The following is a 23,261-nucleotide window of genomic DNA, read 5'->3' as shown; positions in this document are numbered from 1 at the left end:
CGCAAAGCCGCTGCCCCCGGTCCAGTTCTCGTCCTTCCTCACCGTTACGTAGAGCTGGTTCGCTGCGTAATTCCCTGCCAGGTTCAGCTTGGGTATCCCGGCTGCATAGGTGACCGTGTACAGCCTGGCCAGCCGCGTGTTTTCAAGTTCCGTGATCGGCAGCACATTGTTGGTGGTATATTCCGTTACCACCGTACGCCCCGAAGTGGTGCCCCGTGTTGCGGCGGGCTGCCATGTAGCGCCCGGGAAAGCCTGTTCCAGCACGCGGTTCAGCGGGCTGGCCTCGTATACTGGCCTGCTGAATGAAGGGGTGGCGCCGCTTGCGGGTTTGGCGATGGTTACCACCCCTGCCGGCGGCGCATTATAGAAGGCGGCCTGTTCGGTTACCGCTGAGGCCTTATAGCTCCCGCTCGCTGTCGAGCCGCTTGAATACGGAAGGTAGCTCCGGTCCTCCCGCCCGAAGGCATCGTAGCTCTGCGCGCTGATGATATCCTTATAGCCCGGGCCCGCCTTGGTGCCTACGGTCTGTACGGGCCGACCGAGCCCGTCGTAATAGCTTATATCCTCCATGATCTCACTGGTCTGCGGCGTGGCCGACACAGCGGGGCTCAGGTACGTCCGCGTCCGGATGTAGTTCCGGTCCGCGCTGGGGCTGCTGCCCAGCGCCACGGGCGGTAATATGCTCGTTATATAGGCATGGAAGCTCGTCGTGCTGAAACCCGGTTTCAGTGTAATGCTCACCGGGTCTGTCTTTACACCTGTTGTGGGCGTGCTCAGCACCAATTGTGCCGATGCAGCCAACGGCAGGGTCAGCGAGGCCATCGCTCCGATGAAAAGCTTTTTGATTGCTTTCATATTGACACGTTTAAGATCAATAAATAGCGTATGTTTATTTCCTGTTTTCATGACTCTATTGCCTGTAATGGTATTCATAGGTATCCGTTGTCTTGCTCTGGGTATCCTTTATTTCCTTTAAGCGTCCAAAGCCATCGTAGTTGTAATAGGTGGTTCTGCCCGAAGGGTCCGTTGCGCTGGTCATCCCGTTCAGGGGATCATAGGTATAGTAGCTCAGAGCCGAATTTGGCAATAACGATCGGATTCCGTTAAACTTCGTCCGCAGGTCTGTATCCGAGGGGTAGGAATCCGTAAATGTATTCACTGTCTGATCGCCTCCCAGTTTCGTCTGTATATCGGTGAACAGCGCGTTCTTTATTTCGGCCACCGGGTATTGCCCTTTGTAGCTCCAGATATAGGTTACGGGCGGTCCCGAGGCAGGTTGTACCTGCCTTGCGTTGCCATAGGCATCGTAGTTGGAATAGATCAACCTGCTCTTGTAGCCACTGTGAGGAGAAAAGGTGGTAGCGCCCGTGCTTCCTGAGGGTAGTTGCCCCGCGGCACGGTTACTGAACTTAAAGGACGAAAGGGCAATGGGCTGGGAGGTTTCCAGCTCAAGCACCTGATCTACCAGTCCCTTACCGCCCGCAAGATATTTCGTGATTGTACCGGAAAGGATAGTTCTTGTAGTACCGACTTCTTTGTACCTCACCTGTTCAATTGGATGCGCCAGCAGATTATTGTTTTTCATGTTGTCAATGAATGCCGTTCCTGTTGCATAATCCAGAGAATAAAGCGATTCAATGACTTCTTGGCCGCCGTCACTCTTGGTAATTATCACCCGATTAGGCTGAACATGCTTCGGATTACCATAGAAATATTCGGTACTTGTTGTCAAGGGATTTGATTCCCCACTGTCAAAGGATATTTGATAGGATTTTTTCTTATATGTAAAACGACGAGGTATTGCATATCGAGATGTGAGTATCCCATAATATAAACCGTTCCAATTAGAGAGTTCCGAAGGAAAATTAAACGTTGGCTTTATGTCAACCCCCACAATATTCAATGAAGCACCCGAGAGAACTTCATATTCATTGATAACTCTTTTTAACGGTCTGTTATTTATGTCGTAGGTTATCACCTCATTTTCAAGCCCCCTCATAAAATTCATGGACGTGAGATGAGCCAACAATCCGTTCGATGTCCCCTCATTGAAAGAATTTTCTTGATCTGGATAATCACCATAAGTTGTAAATTTATGTACGGTATAAGAATTATCTGGAAAACGCTCTACCACTCGACTGTAGCCAACGGATGGACCTTCCGGTGTATCATTGATCGGCTCAGAACTCAAGTAGATTCCGTTCATGTTTGGCCACAGTTCACTCATTGGCACAAAGAACGTTGGATACATAGACAAGAAACCGCTGGAGTAAGAGTCTTCCTCTTTGTATTCAAAAGTCTTCATACTTTCCTTTATTCCATCAAAACTTCTTATGGACTTTATCCTCAAACCGCCCGCTAATTTCGGTCTATTGGGACTGATTGGAATTTCTTTTCTCCAGCTAACTGATCCGAGAGCATAATGCACATCAGAATTAGCATCGGTAGTTAATTGATCGGTGTTGAATATCGTTCGAAGATTATAGGTACCTGCTCCATAGGTATAGCTTTTGGTCTCATATGTTTCTGTTCCCGGAAACCAAGCTGTATTCGGCCCCGAACGTTTGATACTCTTCGAAACGGTTACAAGTGTAGGTTGGGTCAACGTAAAGTTTATCGTAGCAGGATCAACATCAAAGTACCCATCTTCGAACGAAAACTGACTGCTTTCCCATACATATTCTACCATCGGCGCTTCTGTAAACGAGGCACCCTGTCTAACATAATCGTTCGGCTCAAATTCGAATATAGTGTACCCGCCGGTCGGGTACACTATCTTTTCCAGTATCTCGGCTTTCATAAATTCTGCAGAAGGAGTTCTGTCCGCACTTCCGTATCGCTTGTTGCCATAGGTGGTTTCTGTGAGAGGAATCCTTCCATTCAGGTTAGCCTTTCCGTTGTAGTACCCCCAATAGTCAACACTATTGGTATTAAAGGGATTGACATAAGTCCCAAAGTTGATAGCAATTTTTGAGCGTTATAAAAAAATTCATATTTCTCATACTGATTGCTTTTTAAATCTCTCGATATTAAAGTTTTAAGTTTCAATCGTTCATTATTTTCGATATATATCAGTTCCCATCGTCTTTTGGCGACGCCGTCCCTTCCCTTTAGCACTATGGAATCAAGTTTTCTCTCTTCTGCAGAATTACTTGATGAGGAGTTGGGAACGTAATATGGATCGAGCCTCTTTGATGTATGGAAAATTAATTTGCCGTTGTCAAAAGTGATTTCCTCCAAATAAATCACTTTATCGACATCGTTTCCAGTTGCAATCTGTTCGTCATGAATGTATAAATATGGATGGGTTGTAAGTGCACCTATCGCTAAACGCTCTGACGAATGTTGTTTGTATCTATATTTCGTTCCGGTCGAATACTGAAATGTAATAGTTGATCCTTTTGCATTTTTAATGTTAGAAAGATACCAAGAAGAATTATAGTATTCCCCCGAGCCCTGTGATGTTGTATACCGCGATTGCTCAGGGTTCGCAAATGTGTAGACAGTGCCATCTTCCGTAGTGATATCGAACGAATCGAAACTGAATAAACTTTTGTTAATCGTAATTTTGAAAGGCTCGGCTTTTAAAAACTGAACATTTCCTTCCCAATCCAGCATAAACTCTCCGCTATACCCGTTAAAGTTGAATAAATATCTATCTGATTTGGCATCAAAACGTCTTTCCATATAATGTTGTATGAAAACGTAATTGGGCACATAATTCGTCATTTGAGCTTTTATTTCGTTAAGAGAAGTATAGAAACCACCTTGCTTGTCATCCGGTAAATCCTGAACTATCCTTGTGATGACCCCACCTGCGTTTAAACTGAAACCTAAGCCCACCCACCCGGGAATATCAGACGGTTTATTTCCTCCTGCATGATAAGAGAGCGAAACATTGAGAGACAGTTCTCCACTATTTATCTTTAATAGGTTCTGGTTAATATTTATCAGTCCGTTATACAGAGATACTGGATATTCTCCATATTTGCCTAGAGACGTCGCCGTAGGCGAAGGTTCGATAATATTTTGACTAAGCACCTTTGATACGTCAACTTGCGCATTAACCTTACTCGTTAATATCGCGAAGAGAACAAGTGGATAAAAGTACTTTTGTATAAGTCTCTGTTTATTGATTTTGATCATAAGTCAGAAATGTGTTATTATGGTTAAACGTTGAATAAAGAACTGCAAAAAGAGTATAACAAAGTGGTATTTCATTCCCGTATAGGATAAGCTTTATTGACGTTCTAGATTTTCCATACGCTCAAACAATTGTGTTAACGCACTTTGCTGTTCACTGATTATTTTATCCTTATCAATTAAATGCAAAGTCAACTCCTCCACCTTTTTCAGTAAAAGCAGGTTCATCGCTCCTAGATCCAAACCGTCCTCTCCAATTTCCTTCGCTGAGGGAATTTCCGGTAAATGTTTGTGTTCCTTTACATAATTTTCAACTTCAGATAATGAGAGCATTTTATAATCCGGTTCAAAGACGTAATCAGGCACGGATATATCCGTTTTTACTTTGATTTCTTTAGCGAGGATATTACCGTTTACAGCTAGTTTGGCTTGGGGATTTGTTGTGCCTATGCCTACATTACCACTGGTTGCACCCTTAGCAGAGGCCAAAATGACATCTCCGTTAGACTTGAAACTTAGTGGTGCGTAATAACCGGTATTTTTTCTGATTCCGTAAAACTCAAGGGAAGTACCGGGTGAGGCGCTATCTGAAAAATATCCGTCCTTTCGATGACTAATGTACCAAGCCCAAACCGTCCCGTCAGGTAATGCTGTTATACTTTCTTTTTTGAAACCGATATCTGTGTAGGCACTAGCATTTCCTTCGCCGATAAGTGTTATTCCCTTACGTTCTGCACCATGATTAATTTCCAATAAATCTGTTGGTGATGTAGTTCCGATCCCCACTCTACCATTTATATCTTCGGATAACATTTTTCGCCATGCCTCCCAACCAGCGTTTAATCCGGATCGTACATAGATATCCCCATTGGTAAAGGCTAATTCATGGGCCTTACCTCCCGAATCATCTCTCCATCCACGTAACCCAACGATTGTCGAATAGGTACCCGGAAGCGAAAGATTAACAGATGTATTTCGTTTAAAATGAACCTCAAAAGCCTGCGCGTAAGAAGTAGGTAGTGTTACCGCATCCCGTGTGTCTGGAATGGTGAGTTTAGTTTGTCCGTAAACTTTGGCACAACCTATTAAAAGAATGGATAATAGTAGCTTTTTTTTCATAAAGACTTATGTTTACTTTAGTGAATTTTATCTTGAAGCTTCTTCACCTCAGAAGTTAATTTTTCGAGCTTTGTATTCATACAATTACTTTCCTTCTCCTTTTCAATCAGTATAATTGTGAGCTCCTCCACCTTTTTCAATAAAAGCAGGTTCATCGCTGCCAGATCTAGCCCCTCTTCACCTATCTCTTTAGCTGATGGAACCTCCGGTAAATGCTTATGCTCCTTGACATAATTTTCGATTTCGGCAAGCGATCGCATTTTATAATCCGGTTCAAAAACATAGTCAGGTACAGAGATATCTGTCTTCACTTTGATCTCTTTAGCTAGAATATTTCCTTCGACGGTTAATTTTGCCTGTGGGTTAGTCGTGCCTATACCGACATTATCCAGAAACACTGATTTTCCCCTTACGGCTATACCGGCGCCACCCACTTTAATACCATAGGCAGCCCCCGAATGCGGGTCTACAAAGCTTTGGTAAGAAAATCTGGATTCACTGCCTAGGGCATAAATATTACCATCGATATGCAGTTTTGCTTCCGGAGTAAGGGTGCCCAAGCCAATTTTTCCACTGACAAAAAGATTGTTTCCAATCGGTGCATTGTTGGGGCCATATCCAACCATCAGGTTTGTATTTCGAATCCTAACCGGTCGTCCGGCATCACCATAGATATTTATGCCGAAATTCTCCTGGATTGAGGTGTTCTGATTCCCCGATTGAAAGAGGATCCAGGAACCTGCCCCCGCAGGCCCTCCGTTTGATACCATCGGTATATTTACCTGCGTGTACGCCGTGAATGTCGATAGGAGCATCACCGCCAATAGTGTGTAAAAATTCCTTATCATATCTAAGAATCGAATTTGATCGTATTCGTTACTGTTTTGAAAAGGCTTGCTCTAAGAGAAGCAGCCGATCCTTTACATCAGTAAGCTCTTTATCCTTCTCAATTAAGTGCAAAGTCAATTCTTCTACTTTTTCCAACAGCTTACGGTTCATGTCACCCAGATTAACACCTGCTTCTTCCGCTTCTTTTTTGCTAGGTATACCGGGCAGATGTTTATGCTCGTTTACAAATGCTTCGATTTCGGCGAGGGATTTCATCTCATAATTTTCATCGAAGACATAGTCAGGCCAATTGCTTGTGGTTACCTCTACTTCTTGAGCTGAGATCTTTCCCTTTACGGATAATTTGCTTCCTGATTTCAATGCTCCACCGACTGAAAGTGTGTTTGAAATATGAGCGTCGCCAGTCTTGTTTAACTGCATAACGTAGTTTGCTCCTGTACCCCAATAGAAACTTCCGTTGGTATGAAAGCCGAACATCAACTCAGTCGCTTCACGTGGATTGAAAATAATGGCGGCATGGTCGGTCGCTTTAATCTGAAATACATTCTTAAACCCGTTGATACCCGCTGTAGGGTTTGAACCGCTAATAGAAAGGCCACCGCCCTGAAGATCAAGTTTAGCTTGAGGAGAGGGCGTACCAATACCCACACTTCCTTTCACAATCAAGTCATTTTTACCAGGGTTTGCATAAGCATAGGCATCTGCAACCAAAATTCCGCCTGCCTTTAGACCCGATGCGGAAGCCAACGTAGCGGAATTTAGCAATGTTAGATATCGGTTTAATTCCGAGCTTCCAATGCCCGTAAAAATTGAGGCGTTTGTTCCATTTTCCATAGTAATGGTACCTCTGATATCTAATTTATTGGTCGGACTGCTTGTACCTATCCCCACGTTACCTGTAGCGGGAAAGGTATTTTGGGCATAGGATATCCCCGAAGCACCCATTAATAAAATGAGTACAAGAAGATGTAAAGTCTCACTAAGAACAATCGTAAGCAGCTTCATGCTAGTCGGCTTTCCAGTTCCTATCATCAACTAAAAGATATGTGACTTATATAACGGCCAACAATGTTGCAACCTGCTCATGGAGATCAATATGGAAGGGCCGATTGTCAACCGGACATAATCTAATCGGTCTTGCAACTGCTATGATTAGCATTTTGTGTACTTATTTCCGGGTGGGCGGCGAGTTGCTTTTCATAAAATAATTTATCGGTATATGGCGTCCAAACAAACTAATTCTCTTGCTTTTTCCACAGTAACTGGTTGAGTGCAAGTGCTTTGATATTATTTTCAGTACCGGGAATGAATTCATACCTGATATCGTGGCCGTCCTTCCCTTTGGCCGTAAGCGAATAATCGCCCGAAAATTGTAGCGGTACATTGGGCAATAGCTCTTGCAGGTAAGTGGAATACAATTTCCCATCTGACAGGTAAATTTGCAGCATACCATAACCACCATCCAGCTTATAAGTACCAACATATTTCTGCAGATCGTAAATCGGTTTTTGCTGGTAAGGGGGCACGATCAAGTCGGCAATATATTGATTGATACGCTGGAAGGGGAAATCAGTGGTATTGGCTAGTATCACCCAACCGATTTTTAATGCTGGGTGGAAAACGATTTCGGCACGGGCCCCGAGCATGAAACCCTCTTGTTGAATGTAGGGGTGATTTCGCAGCCAACCGATCCCCAACTGTTGCATCATTTGCCGTCCTTTAGCAGAAATTACCTGATTGTTCTCATCAAACTGCGCACTGATAAACCTGGCCATGTCACGTGCGGTGGAATACATTCCTCCAGCAGGCACCATCGACCCGGGATAGAAATCCGGGCTCCGAATGAAGCCTGCTGAATCACTTTGGTAATAATAACCCCTAGCAATTGAATCCCCTACTGTTCCGAAACCGGTATTGTTTAAGCCGAGAGGTTGGCAAATATTGGAAAGAATATAGGCCTCATAATCTTTGCCCGCTGCTCGTTCCAAAGCGAGGCCGAGCAGACCGTACCCGAGATTGGAATAGTGCCGGGTATCCTGCCGAAGAAAATCATAGCTTGGATATTGTCCGGTTACGAAAGCCAGCGATTTGATAAAATCTGCTTTATCCGCTGATCGAAGCGGACCTTCATCTTTTTTCTGCATCAGCCACCTATCCACCTGCTTTGCAAATTGGATATCGGCAGGAGAGTTTCTTGGAAGGCCCGAGTTATGTGTAGCCAATTCAAAGTAAGTAGCGTTGCCGACGAACTCAGGGACTTCTTTGCTTACAGGATCCATGAAATTTATGATACCTCGTTCAGTTAGTTGCATGAACATAGTGGCTGTAAATGCCTTGGTAACAGACTGAATCTGGTACTTGGAATCTATCGTAGCAGGTGTCTTCTTCTCGATATCGGTGTACCCCCGTGCACCACTGAAAATAATGCGGTCCTCATGTACAATAGCTACGGCTATACTAGGCGAGTGGTATCGTTCCTGAAAGCCTACAACAGCTAGCTCCAATTGCGCAATGGTGGAGTCACTCAGCGATTGCCGGGCGGTAGCATTACTATATAAAACGGTCAGGCAAATTGCGCTGGCATACATATTTAGATTTGAATAAATCAGTTTACTTATGTTCATATGACATTGGTTTTGGGCAAAGGTAGGCCATAGAAGTAATGGGTGCTACGCAGAAAGGCCGTCATTTTAGCGACAAATACGCGCCAATGCCGTCAATAAGGTCTTTAAACGATATTCGGAACGAAAATGAGCAGTTCCTTTTCCCTGTTGATGTCGTTAGCGGTTTTCAGTATGATCAACACGAGGGCAATAAGGAATATTAGGTAGCACCAAATGAAAAGTGGGATTTCTAATACTTCACCAATTTTAAATAAATAAAGATCTGCTACTGGAGTGGCAATTAGCGCAATCAAGGTGACGACCGACCACCAAATATGTAAACTGAGTATCTTATTTGCGGCAGCTTTATTGTGTTTGTCCGTTAACGACTTCCGAAAGATATAACGAAGTACCACTGGTATTATAAGATTCATAAACGGGAAACAAAGCGCAATCAAAGCGCTAAAGTTGATATATTTAATATTGTTATCATATACCGCGTTTGATTCCTCCTTTACGGGCAAGGTGATATCTTGCTGGTTCAAAATTGATGCTCCATTGGTAAGCATTAATTCGTCCGGAGCAATGTGCAGCGCATCACATAGTTGCCTGATTACATAGGGGCTTCCTGTAGATACGCCACTTTCTATACGTTGGATGGTTCTCAATGATACGGCAGACTTTTCTGCTAGCTGCTGTTGCGACAGGTGATGCTGTGTCCTGAATTGCTTTAATGTCTTTTTCACCGTTAAAAGTGGGTTATACCAAATTTAACTATTTTTTATATCGAGACAAAATATATAACGCTCCTACTTATACAGGTCATTTTTTTTATTGCTATTGTCCTCAATGCAACGATTCGATAAAATTAAATGAAATGATATATAAGCGATCGCCCGGTCAGTCCCGCTTATTAGTACGGAAAATTCCTGCGGGGATATTCTTACCGGCTGAAACTGCTGATGGGTGGAGATAATTTGCGGGAATAGTATCCGAACTCGCTACATTTAATACAACCTTTCCAGACCGTTGGACATTTTTTGTTTCGGGTTTGCTCCTACTGTCCAGCTCGATAGTGCCATTATTATTCAGACCCATAAAAATCTCATTATCGGTAATAAGAGAGTTGGCGAAGGTATAATGCGGTGTGTAATCTTTCATACCTATCCAAAAAGCTTTGTTGTTTGCTATAATGTTGTTGCAAAAATCAAAATCAGAATACTTACCGAACCATATAGCACCTTCATAAGAACCGTAGATGATGGAATTGGTTAGGGAAAAACCATTTACTGAAAGGAACAGGAGAAGGGCATTCTTACACTCGTAAAATATGCAGTGATCAACCTTAATGTCATTTCCCTGAGCAAATACGGCGCCTTGGATCGGTGCTGTATTTCTACTCCCTGCAAAAATGCATTGGGAGATCTCCATTCCTTTCAATTCCGGGAAGTGGCGCTCAATGGCATAATAGTAAACCACGGCAGGATTGGTATTGCCTACAAACTTAAGTCCCCTGAAACGGGTATTGTTTCGTTCCACCTGCAGGCCGGTACAATGGTCAAAATTTGCCCAGTTCTTATTATTCGGAGAAATAGATTGAATAACCGGCATGGCCGAAGGCATCCAACCCCTATCATCTGGCAGAATTACGGCCTCAATGGTATAATCTGTAGCATATCCGTTTCCTGCAGGTGGTTTCAGCTCCAGCTGATCGGTGAGCATATAGAGCCCCGGATACAGTTTAATTTTTATGGGATCTTTACCTGTAAAAGTATTAGCCATGGTAACCGCTCTGCCAAGACTTGCTAACGGATCATGCTCAGTCCCCGTACCGGTATCCTTTCCCTTTACAGGATCAACAAATAAGGTTTGGGCCTGCATATTCATTAAAGGAAACAGGGAGACGAAAAATAGGCCGATGAATAATTTATTCATAAATGATCATTGAGAAACACTGGCGCAAACATGGGTAGATTTAGTGGATTTTAAAGGTTCAAAGCTGTTCAATCTCATGCAAATCCGCTCAACTTTATTATGGATATAGATAGCTAAATGATCTGATGCCGGAATAAGATTCATGTATTTGGATGTATCTATTTGTCTAATAGAATCATCATCTTTACCAACAGATACGGAACTGCACCTTGCTAATGGCGACATCGAACTACATGATAAGTCGGGCGGCCATCAGTAAAGCCCATCAAATGCTCTTGGAAACATTCAATTTCAATACTGTATTCTTGCCGTCCGCATATGCAATATTAAACCCCAGTTTATGAGCCATTCGTTGTGCATTTACATTGTTGGTCTGAGTGGATCCAACAATGGTTTTTATTTCAAGGGTCATCGCTGCAAATTTCATTACCAGTTGAAAAGCATGCGACATGATCCCTCGCCCCCAGTAGACTGGAAATAAAGCACCTCCGATTTCTATTTCATGCTTCGTTTTATTCCAATGGTGCAATGCACAGTCACCAATTATGCGGTCAGGGTCGCCGGCTAATCGAATCGTCCAAATGTAGGTGCAAAGGGAAGCGATTCTGCCGGTAAAATCACATTTCGTTTCCTTTGGAAGGATAGCAGCTTCTTCATATATATTAAGAGCGTCCAATGCTAAATATAAGTTGAAATAGCTGTCTGCGTCTGCAAGCTGCAGAGGTACTAACAATACATGCTCATTTTGGAGTTTCGGATGTTCCTCTTGTCTAGTTGTTTTCATAGTCCCCGATGTAAAGGTACTACAAGTATTGACTTCTTGTAATCCAGAATAACGACAAATATGAATTGATAATCTTCGAGGCTATTTTGTTTCAGAAATTTTATCAAAGTATGAATCCGATATTCTACGTGGTAACCGGAATCATCGCAAATCAATAGCACATTTTATTGGGCATGTGGGATAATAAAACCAATAAATTGGTAACTTTCTTTAAAGTTGCGGCAAATGCCCTAACAGACAGTCAATCAGATATTGGAAGACATGGCAATTTGGACCTTTAATCCAATGTATAGTAAAAATGCAGCACGTCTTCTTCTTCTGTAGGGTTTGTTTTCCTATAAAAATCGACAGCATAATCGTCTACTCTATCGGCTTGTACAAAGACCTCCGAATAACCATTCTGCCGGAAGTAAGATTTTGTGTGCATAATCAGGGCATTTCCTATGCCTTGCCGTTGCCATAGGCCGGCGACTGCTAAATCAAAAATGTAAGCCAACGGTTTCTCTGAATAGTATTGATTCAAGGTGTAAGCGGTTAACCCTCCTATTACGGAATCCTCTTTCAGAGCTACAAAGACATGGAAGCTCTCCTTCCCCAGCAACTCACCGAGGTATTCACTTTTTGGCATAGAAAATTTTTTCATTTCGAAAACTTCTTCAAACATGATAATAAGATTTTCGAAACAGGATACGTCGTTGACTGACAACTTCTTGATATGCAAATCATTCATCTTCTTTTATTTTTAGTAACGTAAATATCGAATTAATGCAGCAACACCGGGTTGTACAGTGCTCTTCAAAATCTACATAACTGATATAATGCCAACTAAACTGATCATTTATCTTCTTTGGACGTGCTGCCGTCCGGATTCAATATTACTGTCTGTTTTTTTGATCCATTAATCACATGGAAGTGATAGTCATTCACATTATTTCGTTCACCAACTATTTTTTGGAGGTTCACAGATACGGATATTTCCTTATTTCGGTCGAAATCTTTATTCGTATTATCGTATAGCATTATCAACCGCACTCCCATTGGATATGACTCTTGTACGAGACCATCCCAAATGAACTGAAATGACGCTGCGGCACCCCCGCCTTTTACTGTGACATCCAACATATCATTCTTCCGGACTACCTGCAAAATTTCGAAAACGTTTTCCGAATTTCGAGCCTTCATCGTGTTGATGAACAGCTGGTTCCCCACGAAGAGGTTGGTTTCCAGTTTATATGGCTCTTCAATATGCGTTTCGTTGTTCGCCTTTCCGCAGCTGAAAAAAAATACTGAAAATAAAGCGAGCATGAGCACTGATGATCTAAGTAGCGGTTGATTTTTCATATTTATGGTCTTAATCGTTAGCAATTTCTTAGAAGAAAACACTTTTTATAGTTGATTCGCTACATGAACGTAAAAATAAAACCGTTAGAATAATCCCTTGAATTGATACATGAATACCATTTATTCCCCCTATTGACATAATAGCTATCATTTGCAGTGGCGCAGAAGACTCGTTAAGTTATTGGTGATCTGTTCGATCGTTAACTTTTCTGTGTCGTACTCAATGTCCGCTGTCTCTTTCAATAGTGGTTGAATATTTTTAAAGTTCCGGATAATCTCGTTCCGTTCTGCTACGGTCCGCCCGTAAGCATTCGATTGCCGCTCGGAAACTCTTTTAAGTATAGTTTCAATTGAAGCAGATAGTAAAATAATGTAATCAAAAAGTTCATAGAATTTGGATTGATTGCTACAGCATCCGGAAATAAAAAGAGCGTCCTCTTTTGTTGACTCCAAAAAATCATACATCTTTTCTTCGTTTAATATCCACTCTCTATCGGATTCAGAAAATACTTTCCAATTATTGTAATCGGTATCAAATGCGTGGTAACCGTGATTTTGTAAATTGGTTATTATCGAAGATTTACCGGTTCCGGACATTCCCGTTAAATAAATACGCTTTGCCGATGAGGTCATTGATAGCATATGATAGCATGATAAGTTTGCCTTCAGAAATTCGGTACACTGTAGATTAAAGATACAAATATCGCAAGAATTGGCGGATCCGGTTCGCTTATACCGCTATCAATTTCCGGTAAAATGCAACATCTATTGAATCGCTGCGTCTTGTAGAATAGAAACCATTTTAACCATTTTATGTTTAAAAGTTATATCAAAAGCGCTTGGCGCAATCTTTGGAAGAACAGAGCCTACAGCTTTCTCAATATCTTTGGCTTAGCCCTTGGCATTACCTGTGCGGGCTTAATTTTTCTATGGGGTGAAAGTGAACTGACATTTGACCATTTTAATAGTAAAAAAAACGAACTCTATCAGCTGAAAGTGAATGCACCTTTTAATGAAAGTGTCTTTACGATGGAGTCTACACCACGCCCCCTAGCTGCAGCTATAAAGGCTGACATCCCAGGTATAGCCAATACAGCAAGATACTCAGACGGAGACCAAAAACTGCTTTTCAGTTTCGATAACACATCCGTATATGCAACAGGTCGTTATACAGATGCATCTTTGTTCAGTATGTTTACATTTACCTTTTTGCAGGGAAATGCATCCAATCCATTCCCACAATTATATTCACTTGTGATCACAAAGCATACGGCAAAGAAATTCTTTGGCACCGAAGAAAATGCCATTGGTAGAACTATACGGATAGATAATAAACAGAACTATGTTATCACAGGTGTCGTAGAAGATATGCCCGAAAACTCATCACTTCAGTTTGAATGGCTGGCTCCCTATGACATCACCATGGAAAATCGGTCAGAAAATATCGATGAATGGGACAGTTATGGGCCCTTCACTTACGTTGAACTGGATAAAAATGCAGACTTTGCAGCGGTCAACAATCAACTAAGGCATTACATTAAACAAAAAGCACCTGCTGAAAAAAGCGAGGTTTTTCTCTTTCCTATGGAAAAGTGGCGGTTATACGATGCATTTGCCAATGGAAAGCCCACTGGTGGCGGTCGTATTGCGCAAGTCCGCATGCTTTCAATGATTGCGTGGATCATATTGCTAATTGCCTGTATTAATTTTATGAATCTTGCGACCGCACAAAGTGAAAAAAGAGCAAAGGAAGTCGGCGTGCGCAAAGTTTTAGGATCGGGAAAGAAGCGACTGCTGGCACAATTCATTGGCGAGGCTTTTATGATGGCTGCTATTGCTGCAATTTTTTCAGTGCTCTTCATGTATATTTCACTGCCAGCATTCAATACAATTATGCAAAAGAATCTTGTGCTGAATATCCTCAATCCTAATCATCTTATTTTCCTTATCACAGTTACAGGTATTTGCGGATTGTTAGCGGGAAGTTACCCATCCATTTATCTATCGTCCTTCGATCCGCTTGCAGTTTTAAAGGGGGCTAAAATTAAAACGCATGGTGCCGCTCTTGTAAGGAAAGGGCTGGTGGTCACCCAATTTGCTATTTCTATCATTTTTACAATCAGTACAATTGTGGTGTATGCGCAGATACAGCATGTGAAGAACCGACCCCTGGGCTTCAACAAAAGCAATCTCATTGAAATCAATCCGCAGCATAACGTTTCTGCTATATTTCCTATTATAAAGCAGGATTTTTTGCATACGGGCCTGATAGAAAATGCAGCCCTTGCTGGTCATGTAACGCTTTATGGAGGTGATACCGACGACAGATTCAGGTGGGCGAACAAGCCGGAGGATCAGAAAATACCGGTAGCGCAACGGCATGTAAGTCCTGAATTTATTTCTACCTCCGGTATGAAAATTTTGGAGGGGAGAGATTTTGGCGGAAACACGTTGGCTGAAAGAGCGAACGTTATTATTAATAAATCCATGGCAGACCTGATAGGCGAAGGGTCTGTTGTTGGAAAAATTATACAATCGCCCCGCGGTAATCCGGATGGAATTTTTACTGACATGACCGTAATAGGAGTTGTAAGCAACTTCGTATATGGCAATATTTATGGACAGGCAGACCCCATGATTCTTTTCTGCAAGGAACCTGAATTTCAAAGTTTTATTTATGCACGGATAAAGAACGGGGCCAATATCGGACAAGCGGTTTCAACGATAGAAACCGTTATGAAGAAGAATAATCCCAATTATCCGTTAGACATCAGGTTTGTAGATGACCAGTTCGATCAACTATTTAAAAACGAAGCGCTCACCGGTCAAGTTTCTACCGTATTCGCCGTGCTTGCCATCTTGATTTCCTGTCTTGGTCTATTTGGGCTTTCTGCTTATATCGCCGAAAGAAAAACCAAGGAAATCGGCATCAGAAAGGTGCTGGGTGCAAGTATCACGGGCATCGTATCCCTCCTATCTATAGGCTTTTTAAAACTTGTTGGTATCGCCTGCCTAATTGCTTTTCCCTGTGCCGGGTGGATCATGCACAATTGGCTGCAAAGCTATTCATACCGTATTCATATTGGCTGGTGGATGTTTTTAGTAGCGGGTATCGTGGCATTCCTCATAGCAATGATCACTATTAGTTTTCAATCGATGAAAGCCGCCATGGCTGATCCGGCAAAAAGCCTGAGAAATGAATAATTGTTTAGTCTATCCCTTTTCCGAGGGTGCTCGCCGATTTAGTTTTTTTGTTGGTATTTATCAGTTCGAACTTTAACTCCGCGAGCTTTTTAATTCTTTGAGACCACTGTCTTTGAAGTAACCAGAGTTGACCTATAAATACAAGGCCGATAAAAGCAATAGATAATATCCTAAAAATAGCCACATCCAATCCATAAAAGAAAAAAAACAGCATGCCACCCGTGAAGATTATTCTTGAGCATAAGGAGCCCCATTTAAATCGCTTGAGCTTCTTTAGATATACGGTTATTGAAGTTATTATACTATCACCGTATACAAGATTTCTTGCGGCCAAATAGCCGGTAAAATTAAAGGCTATTGCTTGGAACACACAGATTATAAATACCAGATTAGCTGCCAAAGGTCGCTTTTCACCGTCAAACATATTGTAGTATACACATAAGATAATTAGCCACGAGCCGATTTCCAGTAACAGCTGCTTTCTGATTCCTTTAAGGATTGGATGAGATTTTTCTGTAAGCATTTCTGCCAGTGCTTCTTTCTGCTTTACTTCGATGGACTGTGCTGCCCAAAGGCTTTTCATTTCTTCAATTCTCATGATTGCCAGTTAATAGTGTTCTGATTTTATCTTTTATCCGGGAAACCCTCACGGAAACATTGTTCTCGGTAATGCCTATGATCTCTGCGATCTCTCTATAACTATACTCATCGAGGACTAAAGCTATAATGGCACGATCTCCTTCTGCCAACAGTTTAATTGCAGCCATCAAGCGGTCCTTACGATCGGCTAAAGCTCCATCCTCGTTTTGGGGCGACATTTCCGGCACTTGATCCACATAGCTTATCACGTTTTTTCGATCAGTCCTGAATGTTGCAATAGCGGTATTAAGAGCAATACGATAGATAAATGTGCTGATTTTTGACTGCCCCCTGAAATCATCAATAGAACGCCATAGCTGAAAAACGATTTCCTGAAATAGATCTTCTCGATCAGGCGGCGTGTCCCGGTATAATCGACAGACCTTATGAATGATTCCCTGGTGGACTGAAACAAGTTGTAAAAATTGGTCTTCATTCATACTATGGGCATGCGTTCTGCTAAGATATCAATACTTTTGCGACTGTTTCCTTTTCACCTTATCCTTTCTAGCTTTTCTATTCTTTTATTAAGGGCACCAAGGCTATCAAGAAGTACGTGGTTCTGCCGTTTCAATGAGTCAAGCTGTTCGACGATCTGTTTGTCTCGAATAATCGACCTGCCTTCCGGAGAAGATTCGCGACCACATGCGCTTATTGCGAAAAGAAAAATCATGGCTAGTGCTCTCATATTAATAATTTTTGGAGGTTAGTTGCATTTTATGGGGGAAACCTTACAGGTTGCGTCAGAAATTTTTAGCTTTACTCTTTTATTAAGAGCGAATTGATACCTGATATCGTAGCCATTCTTTTCTTGGTCATAAGCGAATTATCGTCAGAAAATTGTAGCGGTATGTTAGGTAATAGCTCTTGCTGGTAGGCGGAGTACAATTTGCCATCCGCTAGGTATATTTGCAACATACCATAACCGCCATCCAGCGTGTAGGTGCCTACATAGCCTCTTTTCTACAGCCGAAACTTAAATGAAAAAGCTCTCGATCAGGGATCGAGAGCCTTTACTTTTCTTATAGGTGTTAATGATCAAATGGCCGGCTACCATATCATCTCCTCTGGTTGGTAAAACCGGACCGTGATCAATTTTTACCGAAGATTGAGGTATCCGGGTAAAAGGTAACTACGCCTGTTGTGATATCGTGAATGCCGCCGACTATTCCGATTTCGCCGCTTTCTATCATTTCTTTGAGAATTGGGCTACGCTCTATTATCGATTTGACCGAACGATTAACATTTATAGCAGAGACCCTTTCAACAAATTCGCTGTTTTTAGAACTACGGTTCTCTTTTATGGTCAATTCTTCATCAACAGCGGGTCTAATTTTCGAGAGTAAAGCGGTTAGGTTTCCCATTTCCACATGATCGCATGCGCCTTTAATTGCACCGCATTTGGTATGGCCTAACACGACAATTATTTTTGCACCCGCCACTTTGCACCCAAATTCCATGCTTCCTAAAACGTCTTCGTTAACAACATTACCGGCAACCCGGATACTGAAAACATCGCCTAAGCCTTGGTCGAAAATCAATTCGGCTGATGTGCGACTATCGATACAACTTAGAATTACAGCGAAGGGATGTTGGCCGTCTGAGGTCTCATTTGCTTGTTGCAAAAGGTTTCGATTGATTTTTAAATTATTAACAAACCGTTTGTTGCCCTCTTCCAATAGGTTTAAGGCCTTTTGAGGTGTTATTGCCTGTTGATCTTCTTTTGTTAGCGTTCTCATTTTGATGTTTTAGATGTCTTATGTTGTGCAATCTATGAAAAAGGTTGAAAAGTAAAAAGGACACGTCGCACTTCAATGTGAAACAAAAACCTATCCGCATTGTTCCAACCTATATGGCAGAACAGCGATCGAAACGAAACATGTCCGGAACGTATCAAGCTCAGCCGTGTACATCACCATCGTCGCAAGTGTACTTCAATACGACATTTATTTTATATTATTAATAGGTATATGAAATCGGATAAGAAAAAAGAAGTAGCTACCGAACCGGCGGCTACTCCGCGGCAGAAGGAAAAGTTTGAAAAAGAAAAAGCCAAGCAGATCGATAAGGACGAACCGCAATTTGATCCGGACTCTGATGGAGATACCACCGGAAAAAGTGAAGTCTTAAGAGAAAAGAAAGTACAAAAAAACTAGAACAGCCAAACTGAAAGTAGTGTATTAGGTGAAGTAATTTCGGATTCAAACTACGCTGAGATCTCTTATGCAGCTCATTGCCAGCACCTATTTCGGCAACTGTATATAAAAAGTAGTGCCTTGGCCTTCTTCACTTTCGAAGGTTATAGTACCTCCATGCCATTCGATAATCGTTTTAATGATATGCATGCCCAAGCCTGTGGAGCTCTCACCACCAAGGCCTCTACGCCTTGCGGGGCTGAATTTATCAAATAAAGTCGCATGATATTCTTTCGGGATGCCAATTCCGGTATCGGCAATGGTTATGTAAATAGTTGTATCGCTTTCGTCAAGTGAGATTGTAATGCGGTCGTCCGCCCTCGTAAATTTAAGCGCATTGGAAATGAGATTATTTATTACCTGTGGCAGCTTCGCTTCATCAATGTCTGCGTAAATGGTTTTCCTATTGCACTCAAAGGATATTGACCGATTCAACTCCACTTGCATTCCGGCATACTCCTCTATCATACGCTGAACTAACTGCACCACGTCTGCCCTCCTTTTCAGTAATCTGATTTCCGCGGTCTCCAAAAATTCCGTATCCAAAAAATCGCGTATCAGATGTAAGCATTCCCTACTTGCCCTGTCAATTATGGATAGAAATTTTTTGACTTTAACATTATCGGGATCTACTTCCCGATTCAAAAGCACCGTGATGTTTGTTATAAGTCCAATGGGACCGGCGAGATCATGCGACATGATACCCAAAATAGCATTTTTTTTATCGTTGTGTCTATTTAGGTTTTCATCATGTTCTTTATAAAGGCTGATGTCTTCTGCGTGTCCTACCAGCAGTTGATTGTCGTCATCACGTACTAAATGCGGTTCAATTCGGAACCAATATTTTTTTTCATTCAAAACAATTCGACATTCCAGACTGTGAACTACCTGACCGTTTAAGCAATCGAGCAATTTCTCTTTTACATATTGCCTATCTTCGTAATGAACTTTTTCAAACAGAAAAGCAAGATCTAAGTTGTCGCTCGATCGTCCAAAAAAAGATTCGAAAGCAGGATTAACATAAGTAAACCTGTTTGTTTTGCAATCATACGAGAAGAAGAGCAACTTAGAACTTTCAGTTAACGAGGTGATGGGCCGCAGTATAGTCATAAAAGAAAATAATTTTTTACTGCTATTAATCTACAGACCAATAAGTAGTTTTAAACCGTTTCAGCGTCCGTCGTGTTGTTATGCGTAAGAACAGCCGACAACTCTAACTAATGTTATCAAACGTTGATCAAGAGAAAAAGTTTGTGTCGAGATGCTATTTTTACAAATAAAAACTACATCTATGTGCTGCTGAGGTCGGAAGTGGATTCGAACCACTGTGAGATCTCTTGCGGAGCTCTGCCTAACCACTCAGCCATCCGACCTGTTTTGTGGAAGCAAATCTAAGAATGTTCGGCTAGTTTGCACTACCCAATTCCTGCCCGAAATTTGCACAAATAGCGTTGCTTATTCCAAAGGGTATTGAATATTATTTAGAATGTATCTAAAAAATTTACAGAAAGGTTATGCATTTTTCATCTTAAGGCATTAGCTTCGTGGCATCCAAACACATCCAAATGAATAAACATCAATTATCCTTACTGATCAAGAAGTACCAAAGACTTATCGAGCTTGAAAAAAACAGTTTGAAGAAAGCACTTTACCAAACATTTATTGAAGATTTACAAACATTAACATGATTGCCCTGTTGTTAAAGTAGTTGTATACATTAAAAGTTATAGTTTTACAAGTTGTTTTAGTAATAGCAAAACCCCTGATTCAAAAGGGGTTTTGTTTTTTACAGCTTTGTAAATGGATCAACAGCCGTAACGCTTTTTTGATGTTGGGACAATTGTAACGTCTTGACATTTGTCATGATAAATTTCCTTCATAAGTCATTGAAACAGGACACACCTGATCGTGATATTTGCTCAATTATTTTGATCACTTAAATTATTTAAAATGAAAATTGGAATTCTCGGCGCAGGCGCAATAGGAATGGCGTTCGCTAAACAAGTAACAAAAGCGGGGTATGACGTATTGATCAGCAACAGTCGCGGCCCGGCATCGCTGAAAGAGGTGGTAAAAACATTGGGAGATAATGCGACAGCTGCAACAGTGGACGAAGTCGTTGCTACGGATGTAGTTTTTGTAGGTCTTCAGTGGCAGCACTTGCAATCGGTTCTCAGTGGCATTAAATGGAACGGTCAGGTGCTCATCGATCCTACCAATCCAATCCTGCCCGGTTTCAGGCTGGCAGATTTGGGCGGCAAAACCTCTAGCGAAATGGTAGCGTCCTGGGCAAATGGCGCAACGGTAGTGAAAGCCTTCAATACACTTACGCCAGCTGTACCGGCGGCTGATCCACATGAAAAAGGTGGCAACCGGGTAATCTTTTATTCAGGAAACAGTGAATCTGCCAAGGAAACCGTGTCCGGTATCATTGAGAAAATAGGATTTGCCGGGGTTGGCCTGGGCAGACTGGATGAAGGCGGTAAATTACAGCAATTTCCAGGCGGTCCGCTACCTACGCTTAATCTAATAAAAATTGCGTAGCTTTACCGGTAATCTTAATTGATTTACCTGCATGTTTGATGTTTTCAGAAAATATCTAACCGATAAGATTACACTATCCGATCCGGAACTGACAAGAATTTCTTCTGTCAGCATCATAAAAAAACTTCGCCGTAGACAGTATCTTTTGCAGGAAGGAGATATATGGAAACACTATGCTTTTGTCTCCAAAGGTTGTCTACGAATCTATCGTCTGGATGAGGCGGGAAACGAGCATATATTAAAATTCTGTGTTGAGAATTGGTGGGCAGGTGATCGGGAAAGTTTACTCTCCGGTAACCCGTCCCGCTGTTTTATCGACGCGTTGGAAGAATCGGTCGTTATCATGATTACCAAGGAAAACTTCGACAACCTTTGTAAGGAGATTCCCGCATTCAATCAATTGGTGAATGACCTGCTCAACAGAACTTATATCGCCAGTCAGGAAAGGATACACGCTAACATCACTTACACCAGCGAAGAAAAGTATCTCAACTTTACGGAAAAATACCCCGATATAACCGCTCGTGTACCACTGCACATGATTGCCTCTTATTTGGGCATCTCACCTGAAACCTTATCCAGGATCAGGTCTCAAAATGCCAGAAAAAACAAGTAATGCGCTGCATCGCCATTTCGCTGCTTTAACCCGTATTATGGTTTGACGAGATCAGCCATATTAGGATACTCTTCGAGGCAATCCAATAACTGCGATAGTATTGAAAAGCATAACTTAATTTTTATCTGTTCGCTGAGAAAATAGTCACTGTAATTTCTTGACTTTTGTCAAGAGTAAATGCCGTTAAATGACGTTGGATATCGCTACCCTGCCAACGTAATTTTGTTTTATCGAAAACAATAAAATACAAGGAATATGAAAACAACAACAAAAAGAGTTGCCCTGGTAACCGGTGGTAGCAGGGGCATTGGCGCCGCAATAGTAAAAAGATTGGCAGCCGACGGCAATCAAGTCGCCTTTACATACTTAAATGGAGCAGATAAAGCTAGGGAACTTATTAAAGAAGTCGAAAATGCCGGAGGCGAAGCCATTGCCATTAAAGCCGACAGCGGCGATATAAAATCGGCCAAAAAAGTGGTAGAAGAGACTATCAAACAGTACGGCAGATTGGACATACTCGTTAACAGTGCCGGCGTTACTGCATTCAGTATAGTGGACGAAGCCGGTGACGATCTTTCTCATGTTGATAGATTATTTGCGGTGAACCTATCAGGCGTAGCGGCAATTGTGCGGGCCGCCACAAAATATATCGGTAATGGAGGAAGGATTATTTCAATCGGCTCAACTTTTGCCGATCGCCTTGCCAATGCAGGATTCGCTGACTATGCCGCCTCAAAGGCAGCCATAGCGGCTTATACCCGTGGTTGGGCATGGGACTTAGGCAGAAAGGGTATTACCGTAAACACAATTCAGCCCGGCCCAATCGACACCGATATGAATCCGGATGGAACTGAGTTTTCCGACAAGGTTAAAGAGGGTTTGGCACTTGGAAGATATGGAAAGGCCGAAGAAATCGCTGCTGCTGTTTCATTTCTTGCAAGCCCCGACGCTTCATACGTAACCGGCTCCACTTTGACGGTAGATGGCGGACAAAATGCTTAGTCAGAAGTCGATTTACTATATGAAGGAGCATATTATAGCTGTAGCTATAAGGAGATCTGGGTTAGTTTAGCTTAAATTGCAAGAACAACCCTCGTAATGTAGAAGTAGCTGAGATGAACTACGCGCGATGCCATGGTGCACCATCTTGTTCCAACTGGATTATCTGAAGTACCTATCCTAATGCGCGGTATTACTTTAGCAAGGAGCGTATTTACGCTGAATTTCTGATATATATTTACATCAAATATACTGTAAGTCTAAGCTTGCTGCAAGCAATGTGGTTACAG

23 protein-coding genes and 1 pseudogene are annotated in these 23,261 nt (G+C 42.0%); 5 read left to right on the top strand and 19 right to left on the bottom strand.

The features are described 5' to 3' along the window. From QT327_RS21680 to QT327_RS21620, 13 genes are all read right to left on the bottom strand, one after another. Nucleotides 1-906 (bottom strand): DUF6443 domain-containing protein (locus tag QT327_RS21680; protein WP_289554036.1); only part of this gene is annotated, 906 nt, incomplete at its 3' end. A gap of 4 nt (nt 907-910) precedes the next feature. Continuing rightward, on the bottom strand, nt 911-2,800 hold the full coding sequence (locus QT327_RS21675) for an RHS repeat domain-containing protein (protein WP_289554034.1): 1,890 nt from the start codon (nt 2,798-2,800) through the stop codon (nt 911-913). An 80-nt stretch (nt 2,801-2,880) separates the two neighbouring features. Beyond that, on the bottom strand, nt 2,881-4,146 hold the full coding sequence (locus QT327_RS21670; RefSeq protein WP_289554033.1) for a hypothetical protein: 1,266 nt from the start codon (nt 4,144-4,146) through the stop codon (nt 2,881-2,883). Nucleotides 4,147-4,239: 93 nt separating this feature from the next. Continuing rightward, a complete protein-coding gene (locus tag QT327_RS21665) occupies nt 4,240-5,262 on the bottom strand; it encodes a hypothetical protein (RefSeq protein ID WP_289554032.1) in 1,023 nt (340 codons plus the stop codon). 17 nt (nt 5,263-5,279) lie between these two features. Continuing rightward, nucleotides 5,280-6,110, bottom strand: coding sequence for a hypothetical protein (locus tag QT327_RS21660; RefSeq protein WP_289554031.1), 831 nt, complete (start codon nt 6,108-6,110; stop codon nt 5,280-5,282). 28 nt (nt 6,111-6,138) lie between these two features. After that, the gene (locus tag QT327_RS21655) at nt 6,139-7,116 is read right to left on the bottom strand and encodes a hypothetical protein (protein ID WP_289554030.1); all 978 of its coding nucleotides are present in this window, start codon (nt 7,114-7,116) and stop codon (nt 6,139-6,141) included. Nucleotides 7,117-7,346: 230 nt separating this feature from the next. After that, nucleotides 7,347-8,735, bottom strand: coding sequence for a serine hydrolase domain-containing protein (locus QT327_RS21650; RefSeq protein ID WP_289554029.1), 1,389 nt, complete (start codon nt 8,733-8,735; stop codon nt 7,347-7,349). A 104-nt stretch (nt 8,736-8,839) separates the two neighbouring features. Beyond that, the gene (locus QT327_RS21645) at nt 8,840-9,460 is read right to left on the bottom strand and encodes a helix-turn-helix domain-containing protein (RefSeq protein ID WP_289554028.1); all 621 of its coding nucleotides are present in this window, start codon (nt 9,458-9,460) and stop codon (nt 8,840-8,842) included. Nucleotides 9,461-9,614: 154 nt separating this feature from the next. Further along, nucleotides 9,615-10,649, bottom strand: a complete 1,035-nt coding sequence (locus QT327_RS21640; protein ID WP_289554027.1) for a right-handed parallel beta-helix repeat-containing protein — start codon at nt 10,647-10,649, stop codon at nt 9,615-9,617. Nucleotides 10,650-10,914: 265 nt separating this feature from the next. After that, nucleotides 10,915-11,433, bottom strand: a complete 519-nt coding sequence (locus tag QT327_RS21635; RefSeq protein ID WP_289554026.1) for a GNAT family N-acetyltransferase — start codon at nt 11,431-11,433, stop codon at nt 10,915-10,917. 277 nt (nt 11,434-11,710) lie between these two features. Next, nucleotides 11,711-12,163 carry a GNAT family N-acetyltransferase gene (locus QT327_RS21630; protein WP_289554025.1) on the bottom strand — a complete coding sequence of 151 codons (453 nt, stop codon included), beginning with the start codon at nt 12,161-12,163 and terminating at the stop codon, nt 11,711-11,713. A 104-nt stretch (nt 12,164-12,267) separates the two neighbouring features. Next, nucleotides 12,268-12,774, bottom strand: a complete 507-nt coding sequence (locus QT327_RS21625) for a hypothetical protein (RefSeq protein WP_289554024.1) — start codon at nt 12,772-12,774, stop codon at nt 12,268-12,270. Nucleotides 12,775-12,921: 147 nt separating this feature from the next. Next, nucleotides 12,922-13,407 (bottom strand): ATP-binding protein, encoded by a 486-nt coding sequence (locus QT327_RS21620; RefSeq protein ID WP_289554023.1) that lies wholly within the window; start codon nt 13,405-13,407, stop codon nt 12,922-12,924. A 180-nt stretch (nt 13,408-13,587) separates the two neighbouring features. On the opposite strand from QT327_RS21620, the gene QT327_RS21615 reads away from it, so the two are divergent. Continuing rightward, nucleotides 13,588-15,978, top strand: coding sequence for an ABC transporter permease (locus tag QT327_RS21615; protein WP_289554022.1), 2,391 nt, complete (start codon nt 13,588-13,590; stop codon nt 15,976-15,978). A gap of 4 nt (nt 15,979-15,982) precedes the next feature. Here the strand turns inward: QT327_RS21615 and QT327_RS21610 are convergent, their stop codons facing one another. From QT327_RS21610 to QT327_RS21595, 4 genes are all read right to left on the bottom strand, one after another. Next, nucleotides 15,983-16,576, bottom strand: a complete 594-nt coding sequence (locus QT327_RS21610; RefSeq protein ID WP_289554020.1) for a hypothetical protein — start codon at nt 16,574-16,576, stop codon at nt 15,983-15,985. Beyond that, nucleotides 16,566-17,057: an RNA polymerase sigma factor gene (locus QT327_RS21605; RefSeq protein ID WP_289554019.1), complete on the bottom strand. Its 492-nt coding sequence runs from the start codon at nt 17,055-17,057 to the stop codon at nt 16,566-16,568. Before QT327_RS21605 ends, QT327_RS21610 begins: the two co-directional genes overlap by 11 nt. Nucleotides 17,058-17,110: 53 nt before the next feature. Continuing rightward, a complete protein-coding gene (locus tag QT327_RS21600; RefSeq protein WP_289554018.1) occupies nt 17,111-17,305 on the bottom strand; it encodes a hypothetical protein in 195 nt (64 codons plus the stop codon). A gap of 403 nt (nt 17,306-17,708) precedes the next feature. Continuing rightward, nucleotides 17,709-18,356: a carbonic anhydrase family protein gene (locus QT327_RS21595; RefSeq protein WP_289554017.1), complete on the bottom strand. Its 648-nt coding sequence runs from the start codon at nt 18,354-18,356 to the stop codon at nt 17,709-17,711. Between the two features lie 231 nt (nt 18,357-18,587). Between QT327_RS21595 and QT327_RS21590 the strand changes: the two genes are divergently transcribed. Next, nucleotides 18,588-18,773 (top strand): hypothetical protein, encoded by a 186-nt coding sequence (locus QT327_RS21590; RefSeq protein WP_289554015.1) that lies wholly within the window; start codon nt 18,588-18,590, stop codon nt 18,771-18,773. Nucleotides 18,774-18,860: 87 nt separating this feature from the next. Here QT327_RS21590 and QT327_RS21585 read toward each other — a convergent pair whose 3' ends face one another. Further along, on the bottom strand, nt 18,861-19,922 hold the full coding sequence (locus tag QT327_RS21585) for a PAS domain-containing sensor histidine kinase (protein WP_289554014.1): 1,062 nt from the start codon (nt 19,920-19,922) through the stop codon (nt 18,861-18,863). A gap of 192 nt (nt 19,923-20,114) precedes the next feature. Continuing rightward, a pseudogene (locus tag QT327_RS21580) lies at nt 20,115-20,185 on the bottom strand. A gap of 577 nt (nt 20,186-20,762) precedes the next feature. Between QT327_RS21580 and QT327_RS21575 the strand changes: the two are divergent. The 3 genes from QT327_RS21575 to QT327_RS21565 all read left to right on the top strand — a co-directional run bounded on the left by QT327_RS21575 (nt 20,763) and on the right by QT327_RS21565 (nt 22,974). Then, complete coding sequence (locus tag QT327_RS21575) at nt 20,763-21,356, top strand: NADPH-dependent F420 reductase (protein ID WP_289554013.1); 594 nt, start codon at nt 20,763-20,765, stop codon at nt 21,354-21,356. 31 nt (nt 21,357-21,387) lie between these two features. Beyond that, nucleotides 21,388-21,972, top strand: coding sequence for a Crp/Fnr family transcriptional regulator (locus tag QT327_RS21570; protein WP_289554011.1), 585 nt, complete (start codon nt 21,388-21,390; stop codon nt 21,970-21,972). Nucleotides 21,973-22,227: 255 nt separating this feature from the next. After that, the gene (locus QT327_RS21565; RefSeq protein ID WP_289554010.1) at nt 22,228-22,974 is read left to right on the top strand and encodes an SDR family NAD(P)-dependent oxidoreductase; all 747 of its coding nucleotides are present in this window, start codon (nt 22,228-22,230) and stop codon (nt 22,972-22,974) included. Nucleotides 22,975-23,261: the final 287 nt, after the last annotated feature.

This window comes from Olivibacter sp. 47 (genome assembly GCF_030372825.1).
In the GTDB taxonomy this organism is placed as follows: Bacteria; Bacteroidota; Bacteroidia; order Sphingobacteriales; family Sphingobacteriaceae; genus Olivibacter; species Olivibacter oleidegradans.
The sequence above is the reverse complement of the archived record's forward strand: the minus strand, read 5'-3'. Positions and strand labels throughout refer to the sequence as shown.